This is a genomic window from Roseomonas aerilata DSM 19363 (genome assembly GCF_000711725.1).
GTDB lineage: Bacteria > Pseudomonadota > Alphaproteobacteria > Acetobacterales > Acetobacteraceae > Roseomonas > Roseomonas aerilata.
The window spans coordinates 1-21,894 of record NZ_JONP01000050.1; the positions used below are offsets into that span (position 1 = coordinate 1).

20 protein-coding genes and 4 pseudogenes are annotated in these 21,894 nt (G+C 66.8%); 12 read left to right on the forward strand and 12 right to left on the reverse strand.

The annotated features are described in order from the left end of the window. The 3 genes from BO39_RS25910 to BO39_RS33080 all read left to right on the forward strand — a co-directional run. Nucleotides 1–186 (forward strand): PEP-CTERM sorting domain-containing protein (locus BO39_RS25910; protein WP_043839217.1); only part of this gene is annotated, 186 nt, incomplete at its 5' end. Nucleotides 187–289: 103 nt separating this feature from the next. Then, nucleotides 290–682 carry a MarR family transcriptional regulator gene (locus BO39_RS25915; RefSeq protein WP_043839220.1) on the forward strand — a complete coding sequence of 131 codons (393 nt, stop codon included), beginning with the start codon at nt 290–292 and terminating at the stop codon, nt 680–682. Nucleotides 683–1,497: 815 nt separating this feature from the next. Continuing rightward, nucleotides 1,498–1,659: a site-specific integrase gene (locus BO39_RS33080; protein ID WP_156963932.1), complete on the forward strand. Its 162-nt coding sequence runs from the start codon at nt 1,498–1,500 to the stop codon at nt 1,657–1,659. Between the two features lie 453 nt (nt 1,660–2,112). On the opposite strand, the gene mdoH is transcribed toward BO39_RS33080, so the two are convergent. Both mdoH and BO39_RS25925 read right to left on the reverse strand, forming a co-directional pair. Beyond that, nucleotides 2,113–4,272, reverse strand: coding sequence for a glucans biosynthesis glucosyltransferase MdoH (gene mdoH, locus BO39_RS25920; protein ID WP_043839223.1), 2,160 nt, complete (start codon nt 4,270–4,272; stop codon nt 2,113–2,115). Next, entirely contained in the window at nt 4,248–5,789 is a 1,542-nt protein-coding gene (locus BO39_RS25925; protein ID WP_245615419.1) for an OpgD/OpgG family glucan biosynthesis protein, read from the reverse strand. Before BO39_RS25925 ends, mdoH begins: the two co-directional genes overlap by 25 nt. Nucleotides 5,790–6,210: 421 nt before the next feature. Here BO39_RS25925 and BO39_RS35410 point away from each other — a divergent pair, with 421 nt between their 5' ends. Continuing rightward, nucleotides 6,211–6,558: a transposase gene (locus tag BO39_RS35410; protein ID WP_211257568.1), complete on the forward strand. Its 348-nt coding sequence runs from the start codon at nt 6,211–6,213 to the stop codon at nt 6,556–6,558. A gap of 24 nt (nt 6,559–6,582) precedes the next feature. Then, the gene (locus BO39_RS35415) at nt 6,583–6,960 is read left to right on the forward strand and encodes a transposase (RefSeq protein WP_420493650.1); all 378 of its coding nucleotides are present in this window, start codon (nt 6,583–6,585) and stop codon (nt 6,958–6,960) included. 667 nt (nt 6,961–7,627) lie between these two features. On the opposite strand, the gene BO39_RS25930 is transcribed toward BO39_RS35415, so the two are convergent. The 5 genes and pseudogenes from BO39_RS25930 to BO39_RS33085 all read right to left on the reverse strand — a co-directional run. Further along, nucleotides 7,628–8,194 (reverse strand): hypothetical protein, encoded by a 567-nt coding sequence (locus tag BO39_RS25930; RefSeq protein ID WP_043839225.1) that lies wholly within the window; start codon nt 8,192–8,194, stop codon nt 7,628–7,630. Between the two features lie 405 nt (nt 8,195–8,599). Next, on the reverse strand, nt 8,600–8,953 hold the full coding sequence (locus BO39_RS25935) for a tyrosine-type recombinase/integrase (protein ID WP_156963933.1): 354 nt from the start codon (nt 8,951–8,953) through the stop codon (nt 8,600–8,602). Between the two features lie 300 nt (nt 8,954–9,253). Next, on the reverse strand, nt 9,254–10,492 hold the full coding sequence (locus BO39_RS30475) for a carbohydrate-binding domain-containing protein (RefSeq protein WP_084698525.1): 1,239 nt from the start codon (nt 10,490–10,492) through the stop codon (nt 9,254–9,256). 259 nt (nt 10,493–10,751) lie between these two features. Further along, a pseudogene (locus tag BO39_RS34645) lies at nt 10,752–10,889 on the reverse strand (IS630 family transposase); the annotation flags it as partial. Between the two features lie 312 nt (nt 10,890–11,201). Beyond that, nucleotides 11,202–11,357 (reverse strand): annotated as a pseudogene (locus BO39_RS33085) (DUF6894 family protein); the annotation flags it as partial. A gap of 398 nt (nt 11,358–11,755) precedes the next feature. On the opposite strand from BO39_RS33085, the gene BO39_RS33780 reads away from it, so the two are divergent. Continuing rightward, nucleotides 11,756–11,986: a hypothetical protein gene (locus BO39_RS33780; protein ID WP_169742841.1), complete on the forward strand. Its 231-nt coding sequence runs from the start codon at nt 11,756–11,758 to the stop codon at nt 11,984–11,986. A 5-nt stretch (nt 11,987–11,991) separates the two neighbouring features. Then, the gene (locus BO39_RS33785; RefSeq protein WP_169742842.1) at nt 11,992–12,450 is read left to right on the forward strand and encodes a tyrosine-type recombinase/integrase; all 459 of its coding nucleotides are present in this window, start codon (nt 11,992–11,994) and stop codon (nt 12,448–12,450) included. Here the strand turns inward: BO39_RS33785 and BO39_RS33090 are convergent. Beyond that, complete coding sequence (locus BO39_RS33090) at nt 12,440–12,634, reverse strand: hypothetical protein (RefSeq protein ID WP_156963935.1); 195 nt, start codon at nt 12,632–12,634, stop codon at nt 12,440–12,442. The two genes, BO39_RS33785 and BO39_RS33090, sit on opposite strands and share 11 nt — an antisense overlap. 28 nt (nt 12,635–12,662) lie before the next feature. On the opposite strand from BO39_RS33090, the gene BO39_RS25960 reads away from it, so the two are divergent. Together BO39_RS25960 and BO39_RS25965 are read left to right on the forward strand one after the other, a co-directional pair. Further along, nucleotides 12,663–13,364 carry a hypothetical protein gene (locus BO39_RS25960; protein ID WP_156963936.1) on the forward strand — a complete coding sequence of 234 codons (702 nt, stop codon included), beginning with the start codon at nt 12,663–12,665 and terminating at the stop codon, nt 13,362–13,364. Nucleotides 13,365–13,379: 15 nt separating this feature from the next. Then, nucleotides 13,380–14,585, forward strand: a complete 1,206-nt coding sequence (locus BO39_RS25965; protein WP_052402736.1) for a putative bifunctional diguanylate cyclase/phosphodiesterase — start codon at nt 13,380–13,382, stop codon at nt 14,583–14,585. 668 nt (nt 14,586–15,253) lie between these two features. Here the strand turns inward: BO39_RS25965 and BO39_RS25970 are convergent. From BO39_RS25970 to BO39_RS25980, 3 genes are all read right to left on the reverse strand, one after another. Beyond that, complete coding sequence (locus BO39_RS25970) at nt 15,254–17,056, reverse strand: putative bifunctional diguanylate cyclase/phosphodiesterase (protein WP_169742843.1); 1,803 nt, start codon at nt 17,054–17,056, stop codon at nt 15,254–15,256. Next, nucleotides 16,977–18,194 (reverse strand): PAS domain-containing protein, encoded by a 1,218-nt coding sequence (locus BO39_RS25975; protein WP_084698527.1) that lies wholly within the window; start codon nt 18,192–18,194, stop codon nt 16,977–16,979. The genes BO39_RS25970 and BO39_RS25975 overlap by 80 nt, the downstream gene beginning before the upstream one ends. A gap of 451 nt (nt 18,195–18,645) precedes the next feature. Then, the gene (locus tag BO39_RS25980; protein WP_169742844.1) at nt 18,646–20,205 is read right to left on the reverse strand and encodes a GGDEF domain-containing protein; all 1,560 of its coding nucleotides are present in this window, start codon (nt 20,203–20,205) and stop codon (nt 18,646–18,648) included. Between the two features lie 542 nt (nt 20,206–20,747). On the opposite strand from BO39_RS25980, the pseudogene BO39_RS35420 reads away from it, so the two are divergent. The 3 genes and pseudogenes from BO39_RS35420 to BO39_RS25985 all read left to right on the forward strand — a co-directional run. Further along, nucleotides 20,748–20,845, forward strand: a pseudogene (locus tag BO39_RS35420) (DDE-type integrase/transposase/recombinase); the annotation flags it as partial. A 14-nt stretch (nt 20,846–20,859) separates the two neighbouring features. After that, nucleotides 20,860–21,183 (forward strand): annotated as a pseudogene (locus BO39_RS34650) (DDE-type integrase/transposase/recombinase). Nucleotides 21,184–21,207: 24 nt separating this feature from the next. Next, a complete protein-coding gene (locus BO39_RS25985) occupies nt 21,208–21,444 on the forward strand; it encodes a Y-family DNA polymerase (RefSeq protein ID WP_084698531.1) in 237 nt (78 codons plus the stop codon). Nucleotides 21,445–21,579: 135 nt separating this feature from the next. Here BO39_RS25985 and BO39_RS25990 read toward each other — a convergent pair. Beyond that, a partial coding sequence (locus tag BO39_RS25990; protein ID WP_043839248.1) for a transposase occupies nt 21,580–21,894 on the reverse strand: 315 nt, incomplete at its 5' end.

Sequence of the window (21,894 nt, forward strand, 5' to 3'; positions counted from 1 at the left end):
ACCTATGTCGGCTTCGAGGACATGCGGGACGGCGACTACGACTACAACGACCTCATCTTCGCCTTCTCCCCTGTCGTGGCGACGCCCGCCCCGGTGCCGGAGCCGGCGAGCCTGGCGCTCTTCGGAATGGGCCTGCTCGGGATGGGCTTCATCCGCCAGCGCAAGAACAAGAAGCCGGTTGCCTGAACCAGGGCTCGGCAGGTGGCGCTGGGCCGCTTGCTCATGACACGACAAAGGCCGGGCGCTCACGCGCCCGGCTTTCCTGTGCGCTCCCTGACCTAGGAGGTCGATGCCCGTGCAACGCACGCCGGACCAGTTCATTGAGATCCTGCGAGAGACCATTGTCTCACTCGTCCGTCGCGACGGACCCGACCTCACCGCACGGCAGCTCGGCGTCTTCTTGACCGTCTACCTCGGTGAAGGGCCACATACCGTGCGCGGCCTGGCCTCGGGGCTGGATGTCTCCAAGCCCGCGATCACCCGCGCGCTGGACCGCCTCGGCGAGTTCGACTTCGCTCGTCGCAAGACCGATCCCAAAGACCGCCGCTCCGTGCTCGTGCAGCCCACCGCCAAAGGCTCTGCCCTGCTGCGCGAAATCAGCGCCACCATGGCGGAGGCTGCCACCGTCTTCCAGGAAGGCACGACAGCACCAACAGCACGGCAGCGAGCGAGCAGTTCGTAGGGGCTGCAGAGATCGCTCCCATCACTCCTGATCAGCGTTGAGGGGGAATGGCTGGGTGTTCGCCTCCGGTCTGCCCCTTAACGCATAGACCAGTAGCCATCGGCCGCAATGGCAAAGCCGAGCGACTGACCGCCCCGGATGAAGGCGATAATCCCAATCGGGTTCCCGTGTGCGTCCAGGAGGGCGCCCCCGGACGAGCCTGGGGAGATGAGAGCGGATGTCTGCAGCACGTTCACCCCTCGCTACCCTCCCCATACGGCGCCATTCTCCAGCGCACGTCTAAGGGGACGCCATGCCCAGTGACACTGGCAATGCTGAATGGCTCCGACAGGAAGCCAAGCGCCTAGAGCAGGAGCGAGCGGCGATAGCAGCGGCCATCGGGGAGGCTCATGGATGCAACCCACCAAGAAGAAATTGGTGGGGATGGGGCGTTAGTATCGACGTGTTCAGCGGTGTGCTCAGCCTCCACGCGGCGACTGACCAAATTAAGGCGCGCCTTGATCGTATCGACCGCAGGGCAGTGGCCCTTCAGCGACGCATCCGAGCCGACGAGAACGACTTACGCGCATTGTTGGACAGGCTGCGAACGGCGGGGCTGACCGACCTGCCGGAGCCGTCCTTTCCACGAGCGCTAGAGATATAATGTGGGTCAACACGATCGTCTGCCTGCAATGATCTACTGGACGAATCGACGACTCCGTAAACACCGCCCGGCGATCCGCGCCACCCTCGCGAGCCACGGCAAGCCTCCGCGCCCAGCCGAGGCGCTGACTTCGGCCGAGGTTAAGCGCCTGCTGGCGAGATGCGGGGGTGACATGGCAAGACTGCGCGACAAGTCTCTCCTTCTGGTGGGCTTCACGGGGGCGCTGCAGTGCTCTGCGCTGGTCGGGAGCAATCGGGAGTACCGGCGGTTTACAAGCGAGGGCAGGACGGTGCTCATCCCGCGCGCCAATGGCGACCAGGAGGGAGACGGGTGACGGTGGGTATCTCCCGCGGGCTGAACCCGCTCTCCTGACCGGTGCAGGTGGTGCAGTCCAGCTCAAGCGGAGCCGCATGGAGTGCGGACCGGTGCCGGCGCTGAGCGCAGGCGGGGCACTGGAGGAGCGCCTCAGCTCGCAGGGCGTGTGGCGAATCCTCAGGCGCCGGGTGGAGTTGGGGAACTCACCGTGGACGAGCGCGAACAGTTCCGGTCATCCAGCACTACGCCGTGCCCGAGGAAACGGAGGCTGGTGAAGCGAAGCTCCATTGGCGGCGCAGTCGGCGACGAGCCCCGCGAGAACCTCCTTCATTGCATGTCCGGCATGGCGTGGAACAGGGTAGGGTGGGCGGAGAACTGGTTCCGCTCGGGCGAGAAATGCGAGCGGCATAACCGTCCATTCACCCGAAGGCCTCATCGTCGAAGCGCAGTGTCAGGATCAGCGGCACCTCGCTTATTGGGCGGGCAGGGCCAGCAGGGCGTCGAGCCCCTCGCTGTCAGCGAGGAGCGCCGCCTTCTCGGGACGGGTAAGGGCATCCAGCGCCTCCACCAGCGACGTGGCCGCCGCCACACGCGCGCGGCCCAGCACCAGCGAGGCTTCGAGCGCTCCGGGCCGCGCCTGGGCGGCTGGCGCCAGCATCGCGCGGTGCGCGGCCAAAAGCGCGGGATTGGAACGCAGGCGAGCCACTGCCTCGCCCTCAGGTGCCAGTGCCTCCCAGTCCTGGCGAAGGGCCACGGTGCGCGCAAGGATTGGCGGTGGGTCGCGCTCCTCCGGGATCAGCAGCAACCCGGCCCGGCGCAGCGCCTGCCCGACCGCCCGGCGCGCGGTCCAGGCCGCGAGCGGGATGGCCAGCGCCAACCCCAGAACGACCGGAGACATCCAGGCCGCGAGAAAAGGGGAGACAAGGAAGGCCGCGACGCCGAAGGCCAAGCCAAAGGCGGTGTGCCGCCAATAGAGGCGCGCCACCTGCCCGATCGGCAGGACGCCATCGTCCCGCACCTGAGCGGACCAGCCGGAATCCCGTCCCAGCAGGATTGAGACGACGTCGGTGGACTGAGTGAGCATGGTCACAGGTGCAAGCAACCCGGCGAGCACGGTTTCGATCAGCACGCTGGCCAGCGAGCGCAGCACCCCGCCATGCCCGCGACGCCACGCGCGGTCGGCCAGCATGGCGCCCCAGGCGAGCAGCTTGGGCACCAGCAGCAGGCCCATGGTGGCGATGAACACCCATTTCGCGCGCACGGGGTCGACCACCGGCCAGTTGGGGAACAGCGTGGGCCCGGTGGAGAAGTATTCCGGCAGGACGAAGCGCGCCTGAAGGGCCAGGAGGACGCCCGAGATCAGGAACAGCAGCCACAGCGGCGCCGTGATATAGGACCCGATCCCGACCAGGAGGTGCGAGCGCGAGATCGGGTGCAGCCCCCGTGCCGGCAGCACGGCGAGGTGCTGCAGGTTGCCCTGGCACCAGCGCCGGTCGCGGATCGCGAGGTCGGACAGGGCCGGCGGGCTTTCCTCGTAGCTGCCTGGCAGGGCTGGGACGAAATGGATGCCCCAACCACGACGCCGCATCAGCGCAGCCTCCACGAAGTCGTGGCTCATTACCGTGCCGCCGAAAGGCTTGCGGCCGGGCAGGTGGGGCAACCCCGCCGCGCTCGCGAAGGCCTCCGTGCGGATCATGGCGTTGTGGCCCCAGTAGTTGCCCTCCGCCCCGTGCCAGAAGGCGATGCCGTGCGCGATCACTGGCCCGTAGAGGCGGCCCGCGAACTGCTGCATGCGGGCAAAGAGCGAGCGGCCGTTCACGATTACCGGCAGGCTCTGAATCAGACCCACGCGCGGATGTGCCTCCATGGCGGCGGCAAGGCGCACCAGGGCTTCGGCGGACATCACGCTGTCCGCGTCCAGGATCAGGAACTGGGGGTAGGCCCCGCCGTGGCGGCGCACCCAGTCCGCGATGTTGCCGGCCTTGCGGTCGGTGTTCTTCGCGCGGCGGCGATAGAAGATCCGTTCCCCGCCGCCCGTACGGGCGCGGAGCGCGAGAAAGGCTTCCTCCTCCCGCGCCCAGGCGTCGGGATCGGTGGTGTCGCTCAGGATGAACAGGTCGAAGCCATCCGCGCGGCCGGCGCCGCGCAGCGCCTCGAGCATCGCCTCCAGCCCTGCCAGCACGCGGCGAGGGTCCTCGTTGTAGACGGGCATCAGCAGCGCCGTGCGCGAGGCCGGCGCGGGCAACGGCGCCGCGGGGTCGATCCCCAGCGCCCATCCCCCACCTGAGACGACGCTGAGCACGCCGCAAAGGCTGCTGACAAAGGACAGTGCGATCCAGCCGAACAGCGGCACGAAGAGCGCGAGCACGAGCGCGCCGGGCGTGAGCACGGAATCGACGCCGAAGACCAGCGCCATCTCCCGCGCGCCAAAGGCCGTCAGCAGCAGCGCGGCGCCGAATACCGCGAGGCGTCGCCAGCCCATGCCGCGCGGCCCGGTGCCGGGCGCGAGCACGGACCTAGGCGCCTCGCGGAAATCCTGCACGGGCATGGCAAGTGGAGCATCGGGGGGCATGGCGGCCAGCGGCGGCGCGCCGGCCTCCCGGGGGGTCAAGGTGTCCAGCGGAAGAGCCATGTCTCGCTCAGCGGTCCCTCGTCATCCTTTAGCCGGGCCCAAAGCTCGACCAGCTTCTCGTTGCCCGGCACGAGCTCGAAGGAAAGGCGCCAGCCTCCCGTCTCCGGGTTCCGCTGCACCACCACGTTCTCGATCTTCCCGGCGCTCGCCGATACCTCGGCGGCCGGCTGTGCGCCCCCGGCCAGGGCCGCAAGGCGCCCGCCTGCTGCCTCGAGCACAAAGAGCCGCGTACCTTGCGGCTGCGGCTTGCCGCCCTGCCGGGCCTCCTGGAACTGCGCGGGCGCCGGGCGGCCGCCCGCCGCGAAGGCCGCCGCCGAGGCCCAGTGAAGGCGATAGACGTAGCTGTACTCCTGCCCGGGCCGCAGCGGGGCCTTGGGGCGCCAGAAGGCGGCGATGTTGTCATGGATCTCCTCCCTGGTCGGGATCTCCACCAAGTGCACCGCGCCCTCGCCCCAGTCCCCAATCGGTTCCACCCAGGCACCTGGGCGCCGCTCGTAGCGCGCCTCGAGGTCGTTGTAGTCATTGAAAGCACGGCGGCGCTGCATCAAGCCGAAGGCGCGCGGATTGGCATCGGCAAAGACGCTGACCTGCAACTCGCGCGGGTTGGCCAGCGGCCGCCAGATCGCCTCGCCCCGGCCGGTGGAGAGCATCAGGCCGTCAGAGTCGTGCACGGCGGTGCGGTAGTCGTCGATGCCGAGGCGGTCCAGCGGGGAAAGAAGGAACATGCTGGTCAGGGGGGCGATGCCCACGGTGCCCATCTCGGCGCGCGGGTACAGACGGCATTCCACGTCAAACACCGTCTCCTCCCCCGGGCGTATGGTGAAGCGGAAGGCGCCCGTCGTGCTCCGGCTATCCAGCAGCGCGTGCACGACCGCCGAAGTGCCTCCCTCCTGTGGCCGCTGCAGCCAGAAGGCGCGAAATACCGGAAACTCCTCACCCGAGGGCTCGGCGGTGGCGATCGCCAGCCCGCGGGCGGAGAGCCCGTAGATGTGCCCCTTGCCCACAGCCCGGAAATAGGAGGCGCCGACAAAGGCCGCCACCTCGTCGAAATGGTCAGCGCGGTTCATCGGGTGGGTCAGGCGGAAGCCCGCGAAGCCGAGATCGCCCGTCGGTTTCCCGCCGACCTCGGAGAGGGTGAAGGCAGCGGGGTCGTAGGCGATGGGGCTCGCCTGGCCCTCCGCAACCTCGAACAGGTCAACCTTCTGCTTGAACAGGAAGCCGCGGTGGAAGGGTTGCATCTGGAAGGGAAGGTTCCGGTCGCGCCACAGCGCGCGCTGCGCGTCGTAGCGGATCGTGCGGTACTGGTCGTACCCGAGGTCGGAGAGAGGACCGGGCAGGCGCTCATCCGGCGCGGTGAAGGGCTTCGAGGCAAGCTCGCGCGCCATCTCGCGCACGGTGGTGTCGTCGAAAGGGCGCGCCGGCACGTCGGCGGCGTTGGCGACCCGGATGGTCGCCGGCGTGGCACTGGGAAGCAGCCCTGCCATGGCAAGGCCTTTCAGGATGGCGCGGCGGTTCAAGTAGTTCTCCAGGTCCGGGTGGCTTGCGGTGCGGGCCTCACGCCCTAGAAAGGCGCGCGGCCGGATTGGTTTCCACGGAGGAAGCGCACCGCGTTTCACCTGATGCGCGCAGAAGAGCCAATGCTCAGGCCCCTCCCGGCCGTCCCGCCGCTCCTGCGTGGATAAGTTCGTGGGCGGGTGAGGGGCGGCTGAGATGGTCTGCGTGGACCGCTGTTCGGCCGAGGTGGCCGAAAGGCGAGACCGTACGGTCCGGGGCTTCCGGTACCGCACCTCTGCGGGTGACCGTGGTGCATGGATCGGGCTTGGGCCCAAGGTAGGGTAGAATTAGGACAGGGCGTCCCGATCAGCGACAGAGACACCGCGCCTGCGCTTCAAAGCGAATAGGGATCGGCGCCACCGGATCCCGAGATAGCGGCATCGGATGGTGAATTGGGCCGAGTATGAAGCGGGCCTGCGCGCTCCTGGCAGCCTGACGGTGTGGTTCACCCAGGAGGCCGTCGAGGGATGGCGGGCGGCACCTCGGACTACTAGCGGTGGGCAATTGTCCTATTCGGACCTGTCTATCGCCACGGCGCTCACCCTGCGTGCCGTGTTCCATCTGATGCTGCGCAAGACACAGGGACTGACCGCCTCAATTCCGCAGTTGCTTGACTCGATCTCGCCCAGCCCGACCATACGACCTCGAACCGCCGTGCTGAGACGCTCGAGGTGCCGCGGCCACGCGGCGGGCAAACGCCTGTGCGCCTGCTGGTGGACAGCCCGGGATTGAAGCTCTGCGAGGCCCGGCGAGTGGCTGACGGAGGAGCACGGGACACGACGGCGCCGGTCGTGGCGCAAATTGCAGCTTGCCACCGGCGCCGACACGGGGCGGATCGTCGCGTCGGTGCTGACGGGCCACGATCCCGATGATGGCGGGCAGATCGGCCCCCTGCTCGAGAGAGTGGACGGACCTGCCGCGTCCTTCACCGCTGATGGAGCTTACGACCGCGTCGACGTCGATGCCGAGGTTACGGCACGTTGTCCCAAGACGCAGACCACCGTGCCGCCCCGATCGCCCCAATCAAGCGCCGTCACAAGTGCGTCGGTCGAGACCGCCGCAAGCACGCGTGACCGCCACCTGCGGACTATTACCGGGCGCGGCCATATGAGCTGGCAGAGATCGTCTGGTTGAAGCTGACGTGCCCTGATCGAGGCCGGTGTATCGCGCTGGAAGCGCGTCGGTGACGGTCCGCGCTCGCAAGCAGACGAATGCCAGGCGACCGAGATGCCGTCGCTGTCAGTGTGCTGAGTTGCATGCTTGAGCTTGGACGCCAAGAGTGTGTTCGGCTCGCGTGACCGTAGATCCAACCACGGCCTCCCATGCCCTCATACTGATCCAGGCGGCGCAGTCCCGAAGAACACGTCTACACAACCCCATAGCCCTGAAGTCACTGCTAACGCCAAGCAGGACGGCCTAAGTTCACATCTCGACCGCTGGTCAGCGCACCGCCCGCAGCGCCTGCTGCGCCACCAATCAGGGCACCAGTTCCGACGCTGCCGCCGGTGAGTGCACTCACGCCAGCTCCTGCACCCGCGCCCACAAGGCCGCCCGATACTGCACGGTCGCCAGTGCTGGCTCCACATCCGCTAAGACCCCATTTGAGAATTGCTACAGGTTAGGATGAGCAACGCGGCGCAGCAGGAGTGCGCCCAGGCCGAGATGATCATAGCGTCGGACACGTCTAGGCGCTTTTCGTCCGTGTCCACAGCCACGTGGCGCTTGCGCCCCTTGGTCCGCTTGGCTGCGTCGTAGCGACGCGTCCTAGACCAGATGTCCGTCCAAGGCGGGCCACCCCGCCTCAGACGGACATCTGGTCTAGAGACAGCGCATGAGTGACGGCCACTTCAGCATCGTCGTGGAAGCGCCCGCTCAGCGCCTCCATCGCCTGGGCATACTGCACCATCCGAGCGCGATGGCCCGGCATGTCGTCACCGGCAAACAGGAATGTGAGCGCCCCGATAAAGCCCGCCTCCCGCTCGGTCTTTGCACTGATCCGCTGCGCCTGCTCCAGCAGCGCTCGACCCTGCGGCAGGGCGTTGGGTGGCGGCGGGCTGAAGGGGTTGCGCAGCAGCGCCAGCGCCCGGCCCCAGTCGCCCATGACGCAGACCGGGTCACACTCCAGCACTCGGCGGTGTGCCTGGTCAGCGGCCTGGTAGCAGAAGGAGTGCTGCAGCTTCATCGCGTCGTCGAAGGCGGCCTGTGCCTCGGGTGTGCAACTGACCGGGACTTGGAGCGAGCCAAGCGCGGCCGGCGACGGCGGCGCTCCACCGTGATTGTGGTCGTGGTGCTGTTGCTGAGCTTGCGCGGAGCCAAGCGCGAGGCCAAAAGCGACCGCCCAGCAGTCAACTACCAGGTATGATGCCATGGTTTCCTCCCCGCCGGGGAGCCGCGTAAACCGGGAACCCCGGCACGCGCAGAATACGTTTTCTGTGTGGGTTGCGGAAGCGCTGCATACGGCCTCCCTGCGCACCCACCGGGCGGAGTACGGGGCCTTATCCAGATCGCAGGATGCGCGGCCCGCCGGAAGCGACGTCCGCGTACCCGCAAGGAGCAGCCGGCACCGCGCCACCACGGTACGGGAAGCTTCGATGAGCTGGCCCGGCCACGCAATCTCGGCAATGGAAGCCTGCACTGAGGGCGAGACAACTTACATTCTACCAGGCACGCAACTCGGCTATCGCTGCCAGCAGTCGCAGCTGCGACTGCTGGCAGCGACTACAGCTTCGATCGACCGCTGGATGCGCTGCCTCATGCTCCGCCCGCCCGGTGGTCAGCCCCGCTTTGGACCCGCCTCGCCCCAGATGCTCTTCGTCGGGTTGTTGCGCCAGAGTTCGGCGGGTCGGAGGCAGCCGAGGACGACGTCCGCCGGGCGGTGGCGGGTTTGGCGCATGACCTGGGCGAGGTCGGTCCCGGCCTCACCGGCGGCGGTGGCGAGCCCCGCGCGCAGCGAGTGCCCCGAGAAGCGCTCCCAGCCCTCCAGCCCCTCCTCTTGCGCCGCCCCCTTCACCAGCCGCCACACCGCCTTGTCCGACAGGCACTGGCCGGTGAGCCGCCCGGCCTTGCTCATGCCGGCAAAGAGCGGCCTCTCCTCATCCGAGGCCCCGCCGGACGGCAGCCCACGCACTCCACCTCAGGCTCCCAGCCGCCAATCAACCAGCCAACAGCCTATCTGACCCTGCCCCCGCTCGCCGATCCGGGCACCTCTGGCGCGAACGCTGACAGATCTCGGAGATCCGTCAGCACCAGACGCTGGCCTGCCCGAGCGAGCTCCTGCCGTAGCCGCAGGAGCTCGTCCCAATCGGGTCTGCAACGGGAGCCGTGCGTATAATCGGGCACAAGGTTCAGCGCTACGCAGCGGCCGCCGGCCGCGACAGCCCGGGCCGGACCTTACCAATCGGTGAGCTGTTGCCGCAGGACGGCCGCGCTATGCCCAGACGTCGAGGTTGAATGTCGCTGTACCCTCCTGGAGGAGCGAGGCCGTTGCGCCCGGGACGCCGTGCCCGTCCACCGAGATCCCTTCCACGTAGAGGTTCCGGTCCGTCGTGGCCGTGCCGCCCCAGGCGTCGTTGAGGAACGTCACGCCAACGGTGTGCTGACCCGACGTGAGGCCGGTGAGCAGCACGTCCTCTTGCGCCCTCGCAGCGTGGGACGCCGCCGCTGTGCGGACCTCGCCGACCTGCACACCGTCCAGACTGACCGTGTACTGCGCGTGCCCGAGCCAGGCGTCCTCGGAGAGGTGCAGCGTCACGGTGCCCGTCCCGATCGGAGACGCAGGCGCCGCGGAGCTGCCGAAGTCTGCCGAGGCCGTGCCGTTGCTGTAGAGGGCGTTGCCGACGGCCTGATCGACCCCGTCATAGCTCAGCGCGTTGAAGTAGAGATTCCGGTCCGTCGCTGCCGTCCCGCCCCAGGCATCATTGAGGAAAGTGACCTCGACCTTATGGGGCCCCGCGGCCCAGTCCCCCTTGAGGGTAAGCGTGTCCTCCTGACCGGCGGATCGCAGGGCAGAGGCTGTGAAGACGCTGCCGACCCCGGTGCCGTCCACGTTCACCGTGTACTGTGCGTCCCCCGCCCAGGCGTCCTGGGCGAGCTTCAGCATGAGCGTGTGTGCGCCGCTCCCGGCCGTTAGCGCGACGGCGGGCCTCACGGCCGGCGCTGCGACCGTAGCAGTGGCGGCCGAGGTTGCAGTCCCGGAGATCGGATCCCACTCTGCGGCCTGGGCAGCGTTCGGCGCGCCGAAGTCCTGCGTCACGAAGACCGCAGGCATTCCGTTGTAATCACCCTGGGCCAAGCCGATGCCGACCTCCTCGAAGTTCGCGCTGAGGATGTTCGCCCGGTGCCCGGAGCTGTTCATGAGGTTGGCGTGGAGCGTCTCCACGTCCACCCGGTCCAGCACGTCGGCGCCAGGGCCAGCAATGTAGGCAACGTTCTCGCCCCAAGCATTCGCCCCGTAGCCTGCGTTCGCTATCCTGTCGCCCGGCGCGCTGCCGCCCGCACCAGTGTGGGAGAAAATGTCTTGCGCGACCATCCAGTCACTGTGCCCGCCGGCGGCGTCCACCAGTTCGCCGTTGAAGGTTAGCGGCGCGACGTCGGCCGCAGATCTTGTCGCGTTAACCAGCTGCAGGAAGTAAACTTCGAGGTCGCTGGGCTGCATCGAACCGGACATTATCTTTGGTCCCCTCACCTGTATTCACTGGGCCACGTGTAATCACCGACCGACGCACCGCTTGTGCGTCACGCACCTGGTACCGAGGGGCGGTGACACACGACAGCCGGAAGGCCGAACAAGCGCCTATTTGGCCTGATTCGTCGGATCCGCTGCCCTGTGCCGTCCACGAAGGAGAAGCGCTTCCTACAAAACGAAAATCACGACATGTGCGGCAGCGATGTGGCTGCCGCCGATACGCGTCCTGGTGCTCTAACTCCAGCGCTTGCTTCCCACGGCGGACCTTTTCGAGGATGTCGCCGGGCTTGGCAGTCCAGACGAATGGCCGGGGATGGTCATTGTGCTCGACAAGGTAGGTGTGAATGGCGACCTCGAGGTCGGTGACGCTCTTGAAGACCAAGCTAAGAGAGGCCTGCAGGCCGCCTTGGGAGCGGGTGGTTCGGGTGATCCGGGGGCGGAGCTGACTCGTCGTCCTCGATCCCAACGAGTGCCCCCAAGGCGATGATCTCGCGGTCGAGCGCTTCCATTTCGAGCCGATCTCGATGCAGGCGCCCCCTGATTGCCATCAGCCGGACGTGCAAGGCGTCTCGATCAGGCATGGGGCCATGCCTCCTAGTTAGACGGTCCGGCAGCTTACTCATCTGCTTCAGTGGGTGCTGCTACGAAGTGCTGACCAGCTGACCGCCATGCGGATGCCGTTGAGGTCTCGTCAGCCTTCCGGCTTCGGCTGCCGCAAGGCGAAGTCCAGCGTGAAGAGGATGCGGCCTCCCTCGTCCGTCACCTCCATCCGCCAGGGCTTGCCCGCCCACAGGCAGTCCGGGTTCTCGCGCAGCATCGCGCCTGCCGTCTCGATGGCCATGTGACGCGCGCTCTGGGGGCAGGGAGTTCCGTTCCTTCCCGATCCGGGAAGGAGGCGCTCTCGTGGGTGTGGAAGAAGTAGCGGGGCATGGTGGTCCTGCCGATGGTTCGCCTCCTCAGAGGCTCATTCGATCCGCTGCTGTCACCTATGCTGCCTTCCGACGCGTGCTGCCTCCGGAGCGGCTGATCCGCTATCCCGTGCGGTCGGTTCGGCTGACCCGGACGGCGGGCCCCGGCCGGGACGCCGATTGCAAGCCACCCGGAATGACGAGCTAGGACCGGCGCCATGTTCTGTCCAGAAAGGCTGATAGCGGACTGAAGAGGGAGGGGGCCGGAGCAGGGGCCACTGCCGCACGATGCTGCGCATGGCATGCCTTCCTCGCGTGGTGCGAGGCGGGCGGGGTAGTGACTCTGCCGGCGACGCCGCGGGTGATTTCAGGCCACCTCGTGAGCCTCGCCTCGCCTCGCCTCGCCTCGACGCTCGGTCGGAGCGGGCTGCGCCGGCGGCTGGCCGCCATTGCCCACCACCACCGCCAGGCCGGGCACCCGTGGGAGACGCGCCAGCCGGCGATCAGCGCCACCCTACGCGGCATCCTCGCGCTCACTGCAGGCCCACCCGTCCGGCCGCAGCCCTGATCTCGGTGGAGATTGAGCGCCTGCTGGCGAGCTGTGGAAGTGACGTGGCGGGGCTGCGGGATCGGGCGCTGCTGCTGGTCGGATTTGCGGGGGCGCTGCGGCGTTCGGAGTTGGTGGCGATTGACCGCGAACACCTGCGCTTCGCGCCCGAGGACATGACGCTGCTCGTCCCGCGTGGCGGGCACAAGGCAACGGAGGAGGGCGCCGCGATCGGCATCCCGCGCGGGCCGAACCCGCTCGCCTGCCCGGTGCGGGCGGTGGAGGCCTGGCTCCGGCGCTCGCGGATCGAGTGGGGATCCGTGTTCCGCCGCGTGAGCACGGGCGGGTCGCTTGAGGACCGGCTTTCGCCGCAGGGGGTGTGGCGGATCCTCCGACGCCGGGCCGAGATGGCGAACCTCACCGTGCCGAAGGGTGAGCGGCTCTCGCCGCACGGGCTCCGGGCCGGCCGGAGGGTCAGCGGTTGAGGACGCGGCGGCCGGCCTCGTACGCGGCCTCGGCGCCCGCAAAGCCGGCTGGCGAGCGGGCCACCAGGGTCGAGCCCTGCCCGATCGCCCAGCACCAGCTGTTCCGGCCCGGTCCCTCCCGGCTGATGCGGATCTCCTTCGCTTTGGGGGCTTCGTGCGAAGAGTGGGGCGGTTTCGTCAGCATGGCCGCGTCCTAGGTGCGCGGGCGCGGGATGCCAAGCCAGGAGCGCGCGACCGGTGCGGATAGCCTCGACTTACAGGACCCGTCCTGGCGGCCGGAGCGCACGCACACCGACTGGCTGGGCAACACGCTGGTGGTGAGCGGACCTAGCGACGAGGTGGTGCGGTTCCGGGCCGCGGCAGCGGGCGTGATCCCCTGGGAGCTGGACCTCGCCGCAATGGAGGAGTTCCTCCTGCCGATGGCGGCTCCCGAGGTCGGTGTGCCGGCGATCAGCCTCGCGGGCGCTAAGCTCCTGGCGAGGAGGCTCAGGGAGGCGGTGGCCGTCAACCATCAGCGCTCGCTCGCCCGGATCGGCACCGATCGGAGTTGCCCCCTCGATCTGCACCGGCTGCTGCCGGTGCCGGCCAGCATCCTGCAGCGCGGACCGGAGGAGGGGGAGAGCCGGGCCTGGCTCGCCTGGCACTGGGGCGTGACCCGTCCACTCCGGCACGTGGATGAGTTGCCATCCACCCTGGACCGCCGCCGCAAGAAGATGGCGGAGCTGCGGGTGGGCTTCTGGTCGGCCGACTGGTCGCCCTGGCAGGCCGTGGTGCGGCTTGGGCAGAACTGGCCCGAGCTCCTCTTTGTGCTCACGCCGGACTACGCGCCGGACGGGACGGAAGGGCAGGGCGTAGCTGCCGGGCCGCTTTTGCGAGCACCTTTGTCGCCGGGCTGGAGTTGGCTCGCGCTGTGAAAGCTTGGCCATGCGGTGGGTGACGAGTTGCTGGTGCAGGTGGCAAACCGGCTCGTACAGACCGTACCGGCCGAGCACCTCGTCGCGCGGCTGGGCGGGGACGAGTTTGTGGTGCTTTGCGAGGACACAACGCTGGTGCGGGCGCAGGTCATTGCGAACCACCTCGTCACCGCGTTCGCCGCCCCTTTCTTGCTCGATGGCCGGCCCTACCGCCTGACAACCAGCGTGGGCGTCGCACCGGCCGACGCGGCCCAGCCGGAGGATCTGATGCGGTCCGCCGACTCGGCAATGTACGCCGCCAAGCGGCGAGGCGGGAACCAAGCCGTTATCTTCGACAGCGGCCTGCACGAGGCTGCGATGCAGCGGCTGGAGCTGGAGCAGGACCTGTACCGGGCGTTGGAGCGGGGCGAGTTCGAGCTTCACTATCAGCCGTTAGCCCGAGTGGCATCGGGCGAGTTCCTCGCGTTCGAGGCGCTGCTGCGATGGCAGCATCCTGTCCGCGGGATGGTCTCGCCCGTGAGCTTCATACCGCTCGCCGAGGAGACGGGCCTCATCATTCCAATCGGCGATTGGGTACTCCGAGAGGCGTTGCGGCAGACCAGGGCGTGGCGCGAGCGTCATCGGCGCCCGATCACCGTGTCCGTCAACGTCTCCACCCAGCAGGTGGCGCGGGCAGAGTTCACCGAGACCGTCCTGAGCGCGTTGGCGGAGACCGGCTTGCCACTCGCGGCCCTGATGCTTGAGGTAACCGAGAGTATTCTAGCGGATGGCTCCGCCGTCGCCCGGCTGCGGGATGTCCAGGCCGCAGGAGTGCGCGTCGCGATCGACGACTTCGGTACCGGCTACTCCTCCCTAGCCTACCTCCAGGCAATGCCGGTGGACGAGCTGAAAGTCGACCGTCTCTTCATTGATCGCCTCGGTGACGATGCGCGCCAGACCTCTATCATGAGCGCCATCGTTCAGCTCGCCCACACCCTCGACCTCCTCATCGTCGCGGAAGGCGTCGAGCGGGAGGCACAGTGGCATGAGCTGGAAGCACTCGGCTGCGACAACGCTCAGGGTTACTGGATCTCCCGCCCCCTGCCGGCCGACGGGGCCGAGGCGCTGCTTCTGCGTGGCGGCGTGTGGGGTCATCCTCCCGTGGCCGAGATGCAGCCCTGGCAAGTCGATCAACGAGAAGGCAAGTTCCTCCGCGGGGCTGGCAGCACGGCTGAAGCATGAAGCCGTCCGGACACCGGTTTCCTGCTGCGAGAGCAGGAAAGCCTTGGCGCGGGTGCGCCGGTACTCGCGAGCTGACACCGATGCGGGAAGGGTCCCAGCGTGATGAACCCACTGGTTAGGAGGCGCGCTTTGCCAGCCCTGATTGGCCTGGGATCAGTGCCGACGGTAGGTCCTGCTTGGGCATAGGACCGGGCGTCACGGCAAGCCTCATTCCTTCCTCATCCTACACAGTCGCCAATTTTGACGATCGGTGGAAAGATCCAAGTGACGAACGGGGAAGGTGTGGCAAAGTTCGACCGTCCTATGCTTGACACCATGAGTTCAGCGACGATCGTAACCAGCACCCCTGGCATGCGATCAGTGCGCTCTCCGTTTCGCTCGCGGACATGCAGTACGGGCGCGCCTTGTTGCACTCCGCATCCCGGATGCCTCTATCGCGGTCGAGGTGTTCGGGGACAGGGACCCGATGGTCCCTGGGCCGGATCCTCAAAATCGGCGAGCTCAAATAGACACCGTTGAGGCCCTGAGCATTGAGGAACGGAGCCCATATCCTCGAATGCGTGAGCCCCATAGGAGAGCCTGCCCGCAGCTCGAGTTGCGGTAAGCACGACCCCCCGGGGCGATCCTCCAAGTGACCTTCCCTCACTGCAGTGGACACGAGTATCGGCCTACGTGGCCGCGGCGATCTGCCTTCGGCAAGCACTGATCGCTGCGCCGATCTGCCCTGCCGGAACCGGCCTGCAAAAAAGGTAGCCCTGGACTTCGTCGTAACCCATGGCCCGTAAGGCGGTGAGTTGATCCTCCGTCTCGATGCCTTCGGCAACGGTCGTCATGCGGAGTGTCGCGCCCAGACCCGCGACTGCCCGCACTATGGCCTGGGCTTCTGGACTACCAGGAAGGCCCCTTACAAAACATTGGTCGAGCTTGATCTTGTCGAAGGGAAAGCTCTGCAGGTAGCTGAGAGACGAGTGGCCGGTGCCGAAGTCATCCATGGCGATACGGACTCCCAGACACCGGAGCTGTTGGAGAATGGCGAGGTTCCTGCCGTTCTTCTCAAGGGGTAGGGACTCCGTGATCTCAAGCTGGAGGCGCCCGGGCTGCAGCCCGGAGGCGCGGAGCGCCGCTTTAACGGCCTCGACGAGACCATCCGCCTTGAACTGCGCGGGGGAGAGGTTCACCGCGACGCTGATATGGCCGGGCCAGCTTGCCGCCGTGCGGCATGCCTCCTCAAGGGCCCACTTCCCTATGGAGAGGATCAGCCCGCTTTCCTCGGCCACCGGTATAAACTCAGCCGGGGAGATGCTGCCCCGCTGGGGATGCTGCCAGCGCAGCAGCGCCTCAAAGCAGCTCACCTCCCCGCTGCTCAGCCGCACCAGGGGCTGATAGTGCAGCTCCAATTCACCTCGGGGAAGAGCCTGCTGCAGAGCGGCCTTGATGGCCTGCCGCGCTCGGAGCACCTTCTGCATGCCGGGCTCGAAGACAACGTAGCTGCCGCGCCGGTCGGTCTTGGCCGTGTAGAGGGCGACAGCCGCGCCTCTTATCAGCTCATCCGTCGTGGTACCCTCGCCTGAGTCGACGGCGATGCCGATGCTGGCGGCGATGGACACCTGATGCCCGTCGACATCGAAGGGCTGTGCCAGAGCCTCGACGATGCGGCGGGCCAGCCTGGTCGCGTGCTGAGCCTGCCTGATCGGGCCCTGCAGGATCGCGAACTCGTCGCCTCCGAAGTGCGCGAGGATGTCAGTGCTTCGTAGCTTGCTTTGGAGACGTTCCGCGAATTGACGTAGCAGCTTGTCGGCCGAGGCATGGCCAAGGGCATCGTTGCTCGCGGTAAACCCGTCGAGGTCCAGGGAGAGCACCGCGCAGCGCCCGTCCTGCGGGTGTTCCGTCAGCGACCGCTGCAGCCTCTCGCGGAAGAAGAGGCGGTTCGGCAGGCCGGTCAGGCCGTCGTGCCGGGCCAAATGCGCGATCTGCTGCTGCGCCGCGACCCGCTCCCGCTCTACCGCGCGCTGCTCCGTCATGTCGCGAAAAAAGATCGAAAGCCCATCCGGCGCAGGGTAGGCATGGACCTCAAGCCATATGCCATGCGATGTGAGATAAGCCTCGAACGAAACCGGGGTCTGCTCCTGTAGAGCCCTGCGGTAGTGTTGAGCAAAGACGCCGTTTTCCTCCTCTGGAAACGCCTTCCACAGGCTTTCTCCCAACCGAAGGCCGCGTGCCTCTAGAACGCTAAGGGCCCTCTGATTAGCGTACGTCACCTGCCATTCGAGATCGAGCATGACCACGCTGTCGGTCGTGCTCTCGAGCACAGACGCGAGGCGGCTCGCAGAGGCTTCGGCAGCCAGGCGTGCCTGCTTGGCATCCTCCTCCGCTCGCTTCGCGGCGGTGACGTCACGCACAACGGAGATCACGCAGGCAGGATCGCCCACAGCGCTCGGGATGATCCCTGCCGCAACGTCCAGCCATTGCACCGAGCCGCCCTTCCGATCGCGATGAAGCTGGAAGCGGCTGGCCTGCCCAGGCGGCAAGCCGCTGCGCACGAAGCAGCTCTGCGTAATTGGGCGCGACAAAGGCGTCGAGGCTCATGCGCTCCTGATCCGAGCCGCGCTCAACCTCTAGCAGGTCGTAACCCGCGTTATTCATGAAGACGAGCTCGCCTTCCAGGTTGAGCACCCTGATGCAGTCGGGACTGCTCTCAAGAACACCGCGCGCAAAGGCTTCGCTCTCCTTCAGCGCCTCTTGCGCAAGCTTGCGATCCTGGATGTCCTCCACCGTGCCGTACCAGCGGATGATGCGCCCTTCGGCATCACGTCGGGCTGCGGCACGGACACGGAACCAGCGATGGCTTCCGTCAGCCAGGCGAAGGCGACACTCGACGTCCAAAGGCTCACCCGTGAGGAGGCAGCGAGCCCAAACGTCCTGAGTTGGTTCGAGGTCGACGGGATGCAGCGCCGCAGCCCAGCCCTCACCCAGCTTATCCTCGAGGGACATGCCCATCAGCTTGAGCAGACGCGGTCTAACCTCGCTGACCAGCCCTTCTGGCGTCGCGGTCCAGGGGATCTGCGGGTTCAGCTCCACTGATAAGCGGTAGTGATCCTCGCTCTCCCGCAGGGCGGCTTCCATCGCGCGCCGTTGGCTGATGTCGAGCACGGAGCCGACATAGCCCTCGAAGCGCCCATCGTCAGAGAAGCGTGGCTGGCCCACATCGATCACCCAGGCCCAGCCTCCGTCGGCTTTGCGCAACCGGTACTCGTATTGGTAGGGAATGCGTTGCGCGCTGGCCTCCAGGAACGCCTGACCTGCTGCCTCCTGGTCCTCTGGATGGAGCGCGCGGGTCCAACCCAGGCCGGAGGCCTCCTCCATCGTCTGTCCAGTTGACTGGAGCCACAAACGGTTAAGAAAGCTCGCAGAGCCGTCTGGGTCGGTTACCCAGATCATGATCGGCGCATGATCAGCGACGGTTTGGAAATCGAGACGGCGCTCACGTGGCGGACCGCCTAGCGGCTTTTTCGGGAGCTTCAGGATGCCGTAGCAGCCCGCTTTTCTCCCGGCTCGATCACGCCACTTCAAGGCCGGTCGGCCTGACCTATCAAGAGCTGAGAGGCTCATTCGCGGCACATCCCTCCAGTTCAAGTGCGGGCCGCATCGCGCTTAGATCTGAACATGGCTACTCAGGACAATCATCACGCGCCAATGAAGGGCAAGATGATCATTTTCGTATCGTGACGTAGTAGATCCCACAACCAGGGCGAGTGCTCAAGGGCCTTGTAAGCCCATGAGCTGGTCGCAAGATACGAACCATTCCAGCGTGGGATCTTTGTGTCTGGAGTTCATCGGAGGCCGATCCAGCAACTTTTTTGCGTGCGTCTCGAACGGTGACGTGCTGAGTTCACCCGCTACCCGACGTTTCACTCCACAGACTTGATGGAGCGAGTTGGCGCGATGCCTTTCACCTGGGGCAACAGGCGAACCCGGGAGCGAAGCGGTTCGCCTGCGGCGGAGCCACGAGGCGCGTATCTCAAGGTCCCGGCTCCCAAAACGTGGATGGCAGGAGTTTCGGCTATCGCCCAGGTGCCAGAGGCTCGGGTTCCACACGTGCACCGGTAAAGTGCCCCGCAACGCAGACACGGTTGCGGCCACTGCGCTTGGCCTCATAGAGCGCGCGATCGGCTTCCTCGACGAGCAAGCCTGCTTGCTGCCCGTGGCGTGGATGTGCGGTGGAAACGCCGATGCTCACGGTTGCCCATTCAGTCGGGCTCGCGGCATGGGGGATCTCAAGGTCCGTGACGGCGCAGCGAATTCGTTCGGCGATGGTCGAGGCGCCTGCCGCATCGGTGTCGGGGAGCAGGACCGCGAACTCCTCTCCGCCATAACGCGCGCCGATGTCGACGGGGCGGAGCAGGGCTGTGCGGATGCAGGCCGCGACGCCGCGGAGCACCTCGTCCCCCCGCTGATGCCCATATCTGTCATTATAGGCTTTGAAAAAATCGGCATCGAGCAGCAGCAGGGAGATCGGCGTCCTGTTGCGAGAGGCGCGGCGCCACTCCTGGTTCAGCGTCGTGTCGAATTGCCGGCGGTTCGCAAGCCCGGTCAGCCCGTCCGTCGCAGCCATAACGGACAGGCGCTCGGCCGCCGCGGTCAGTGCACGCTCCGCCTCGATCCGGCGCAGCAGCTCACGCTTGAAAAGGAGGCACAGAGTGACGGTTGCGCCACAAAGCACCAGCAGGATGGAGCCAAGATGCCTCACCTTGTTCCACCAGGCCGCGTAAACCTCGGCGGTCGAGACCCCAACACTCAGGATGAGCGGCAGGTCGCCGACCCGCCGGAAGGTGAATAGACGCTCAACGCCGTCGAGTGCCGCCGTGCCGATGAACTGGCCCGATGGTGCGGCGACGACACGCCGGAAGGTGTCAGCATTGCTGATGTCGCGGCCAACATCTGTGTCGCGGAAGGGATGGCGGGCAATCACCGTGCCATCGGTTCGCAGCAGCGTTACCGATCCTTGCAAGCCGAGATCGAGCTTGCTGAACAGGTCCTGGAAGTAGGCCAGCCTGAGCGCACCCGCGACGACCCCTCCGAAGCGCCCACCCTCACCGGGCAGGCGTCGGCTGACGGCGATGCTCGGCTCGCCTTTCCGAAGGCGGCTCCGGTAGGGGCGGCTGATGAATAGCCCGGCGTCGGGCTGCTCCAGATGGATGCGGAAGTACTCGCGGTCGGCGAAGTTGAGCCGTTCCGGCACGATCGACGTCGAGTTCGCCACGACCGTACCTTCCGCATCGAGCACTGCGACTGAACCGAGATACTCGGCGGTGCCGGCGCGGTCGAAAAGAGCCATGTGCCGGACCTCGGGCGTCGCCTGATCGAGGCCGGGTTGGCTTAGGGCGGCAACGGCGCCTTGAAGTGACAGGTCGTAGGTATGGATGTTGCGCGCGATATCGCCCTCGAGGGCGCGCGTCAGGTTGGACGAGGCCTGCTCCGCTTGATGCCAAGCGTCCGCCCGGGCGTCCAGCAGTACGAGAGCGCCCAGCCCGAGCACGCCCACAGCAACGCTCATCCCGGCAAAGGTAAGGGCCCGAACGACCGCAGGAGGGCTCCAGGTGCGTGGGCGAAAGACGCTCAAGCCGGTGGCTGCTCCTTGCATACCCTATCAGGTGCCCATTCGTGCGGCCGCAGAGTGCATTCACTGCGGACGCCACCTTAGCAGCGACGCGATCACTAGATCGAGAGCTTTTCGTATTACGGACAAAGCGGAGCCAAGGGCATCCTCCGTCACCCTGTGCGCTCCAGCCACTGGTGTTCTGTGAAGGCTTTCAGCCCGGGCTGAATCCGCCTGATGCTGCTGGTTCCTCGTCCCGAGGGCCGGACGAGCCTGGGCGTTGTCCTTCCTCACTGCCCTGGCGGCTTCGGAGCGGAACTGCCGGGTTCGCAGCCTCCGGCACAGGAAGCTCAGCGACTGGATACGCCAGTCGGCGGTGCAGGCAGCTCGATGGCTGCCGGAGCGGGACATCAGTGTAGGGCAGTAACAGCGGCTTTGCCGGTCCCGAATTGCTGTTTGCCAGCGCCCACCAGAAGGTCACCGGCATCACACACCAGCGCCTCGGTACGGTGCTCTACACCCAACTCCGTCCCTACTGTCCGGAACCATCAGCGCCCCCGCGCCAACATCGCGCGGTTGATGGCTGTGGGCAGACCACCGACTTCCTGCTCTCGGCCAAGCAGGGACGCCGAGGCAGCGAAGCGCTTCGTCCGCAAAGCGCTTGGGCAGCCGCAAACGGTGAACCCACGCACCATCGCGGTGGACAAGAACGCGGCCTACCCGTGTGCCATCGAGCAGTTGAAGGAGGACGGCGAGCTGTGGCGACGCTCGCGGCTACAGTAGTGCAAGTTTCTCAACAACATCGTGGAACAGGACCACCGGCGCGTGAAACGCCTCGTCAGACCTGAGCTCGGCTTCGGCAGTTTCCATACGGCACGACGGACACTGGCGGGCTACGAGGCAATGGCCATGATCAGGAAGGGGCAGGTTCGGCATGTCGGCGGACGCGACATGCGGGCTCAAACCACCTTCGTCGCCGGGCTGTTCCAGGGTGCTGCCTGATCTGGCTGCCATCCCCCGGCCAGGATTGGTCCCCCAAGCCCTACCCAACACGACGGTGCCGTGGTCGCTGCCGGCTACGAGGCGCGCTCCTTCGGGGTGCGCTCGGCCGTGCCGTCTCGCACGGCGCTTCGGTACTGTCCAAGGATTCGCTTCGTGCCGCCACGCTTCGAGCGCTACCGCGAGGTCTTCCTCGAGCACACACCTCTGGTGGAACCGCTCTCACTGAACGAGGCCTACCTCAACGTGATCAAGAACCTGTAGGAGCTGCCGACTACGGCGCGTCGGCAGCCTTGGGCTACTCGCCGGCCATCGGCCACGCTGCTATTGACGCCGTTCTTGGCTGCTCGTTAGTGTTGCGATATCGATCCGGGTTGGCTGGTTAGTCGGCTCTCACTTTTAAAGCCAAGGACAAAACCTCCTGATCTGGCGGAGGCAGATGACGGCGCAGGCGAGGGTTGTCAGGGCGAGGTGCAGGTCGGCGCGGCGTTCGTAGCGGACGGTCAGGCGCCGGAACCGGGCGAGCCAGGCGAAGGTGCGCTCAACCACCCAGCGGTGTCGTCCGAGGCGGGCACTGCTCTCGATGCCGCGCCGTGCGATGCGCGGCGTAATGCCGCGGGTGCGGCACTCACGGCGACAGCGGCGGTGATCGTAAGCCTTGTCGGCGTGAAGCTTGCTGGGCCTACGGCGCGGGCGCCCGCGGTGCCTGGCCCG

Coding starts and splice junctions, on each gene's coding strand:
- BO39_RS35410 (WP_211257568.1), top strand. CDS start 6,211: ATGGTGAATTGGGCCGAGTATGAAGCGGGCCTGCGCGCTCCTGGCAGC.
- BO39_RS30475 (WP_084698525.1), bottom strand. CDS start 10,492: ATGTCCGGTTCGATGCAGCCCAGCGACCTCGAAGTTTACTTCCTGCAG.
- BO39_RS25930 (WP_043839225.1), bottom strand. CDS start 8,194: ATGGCATCATACCTGGTAGTTGACTGCTGGGCGGTCGCTTTTGGCCTC.
- mdoH (WP_043839223.1), bottom strand. CDS start 4,272: ATGGCTCTTCCGCTGGACACCTTGACCCCCCGGGAGGCCGGCGCGCCG.
- BO39_RS33090 (WP_156963935.1), bottom strand. CDS start 12,634: ATGCTGACGAAACCGCCCCACTCTTCGCACGAAGCCCCCAAAGCGAAG.
- BO39_RS25960 (WP_156963936.1), top strand. CDS start 12,663: ATGCCAAGCCAGGAGCGCGCGACCGGTGCGGATAGCCTCGACTTACAG.
- BO39_RS25975 (WP_084698527.1), bottom strand. CDS start 18,194: ATGAGCCTCTCAGCTCTTGATAGGTCAGGCCGACCGGCCTTGAAGTGG.
- BO39_RS25915 (WP_043839220.1), top strand. CDS start 290: ATGCCCGTGCAACGCACGCCGGACCAGTTCATTGAGATCCTGCGAGAG.
- BO39_RS33080 (WP_156963932.1), top strand. CDS start 1,498: ATGGCAAGACTGCGCGACAAGTCTCTCCTTCTGGTGGGCTTCACGGGG.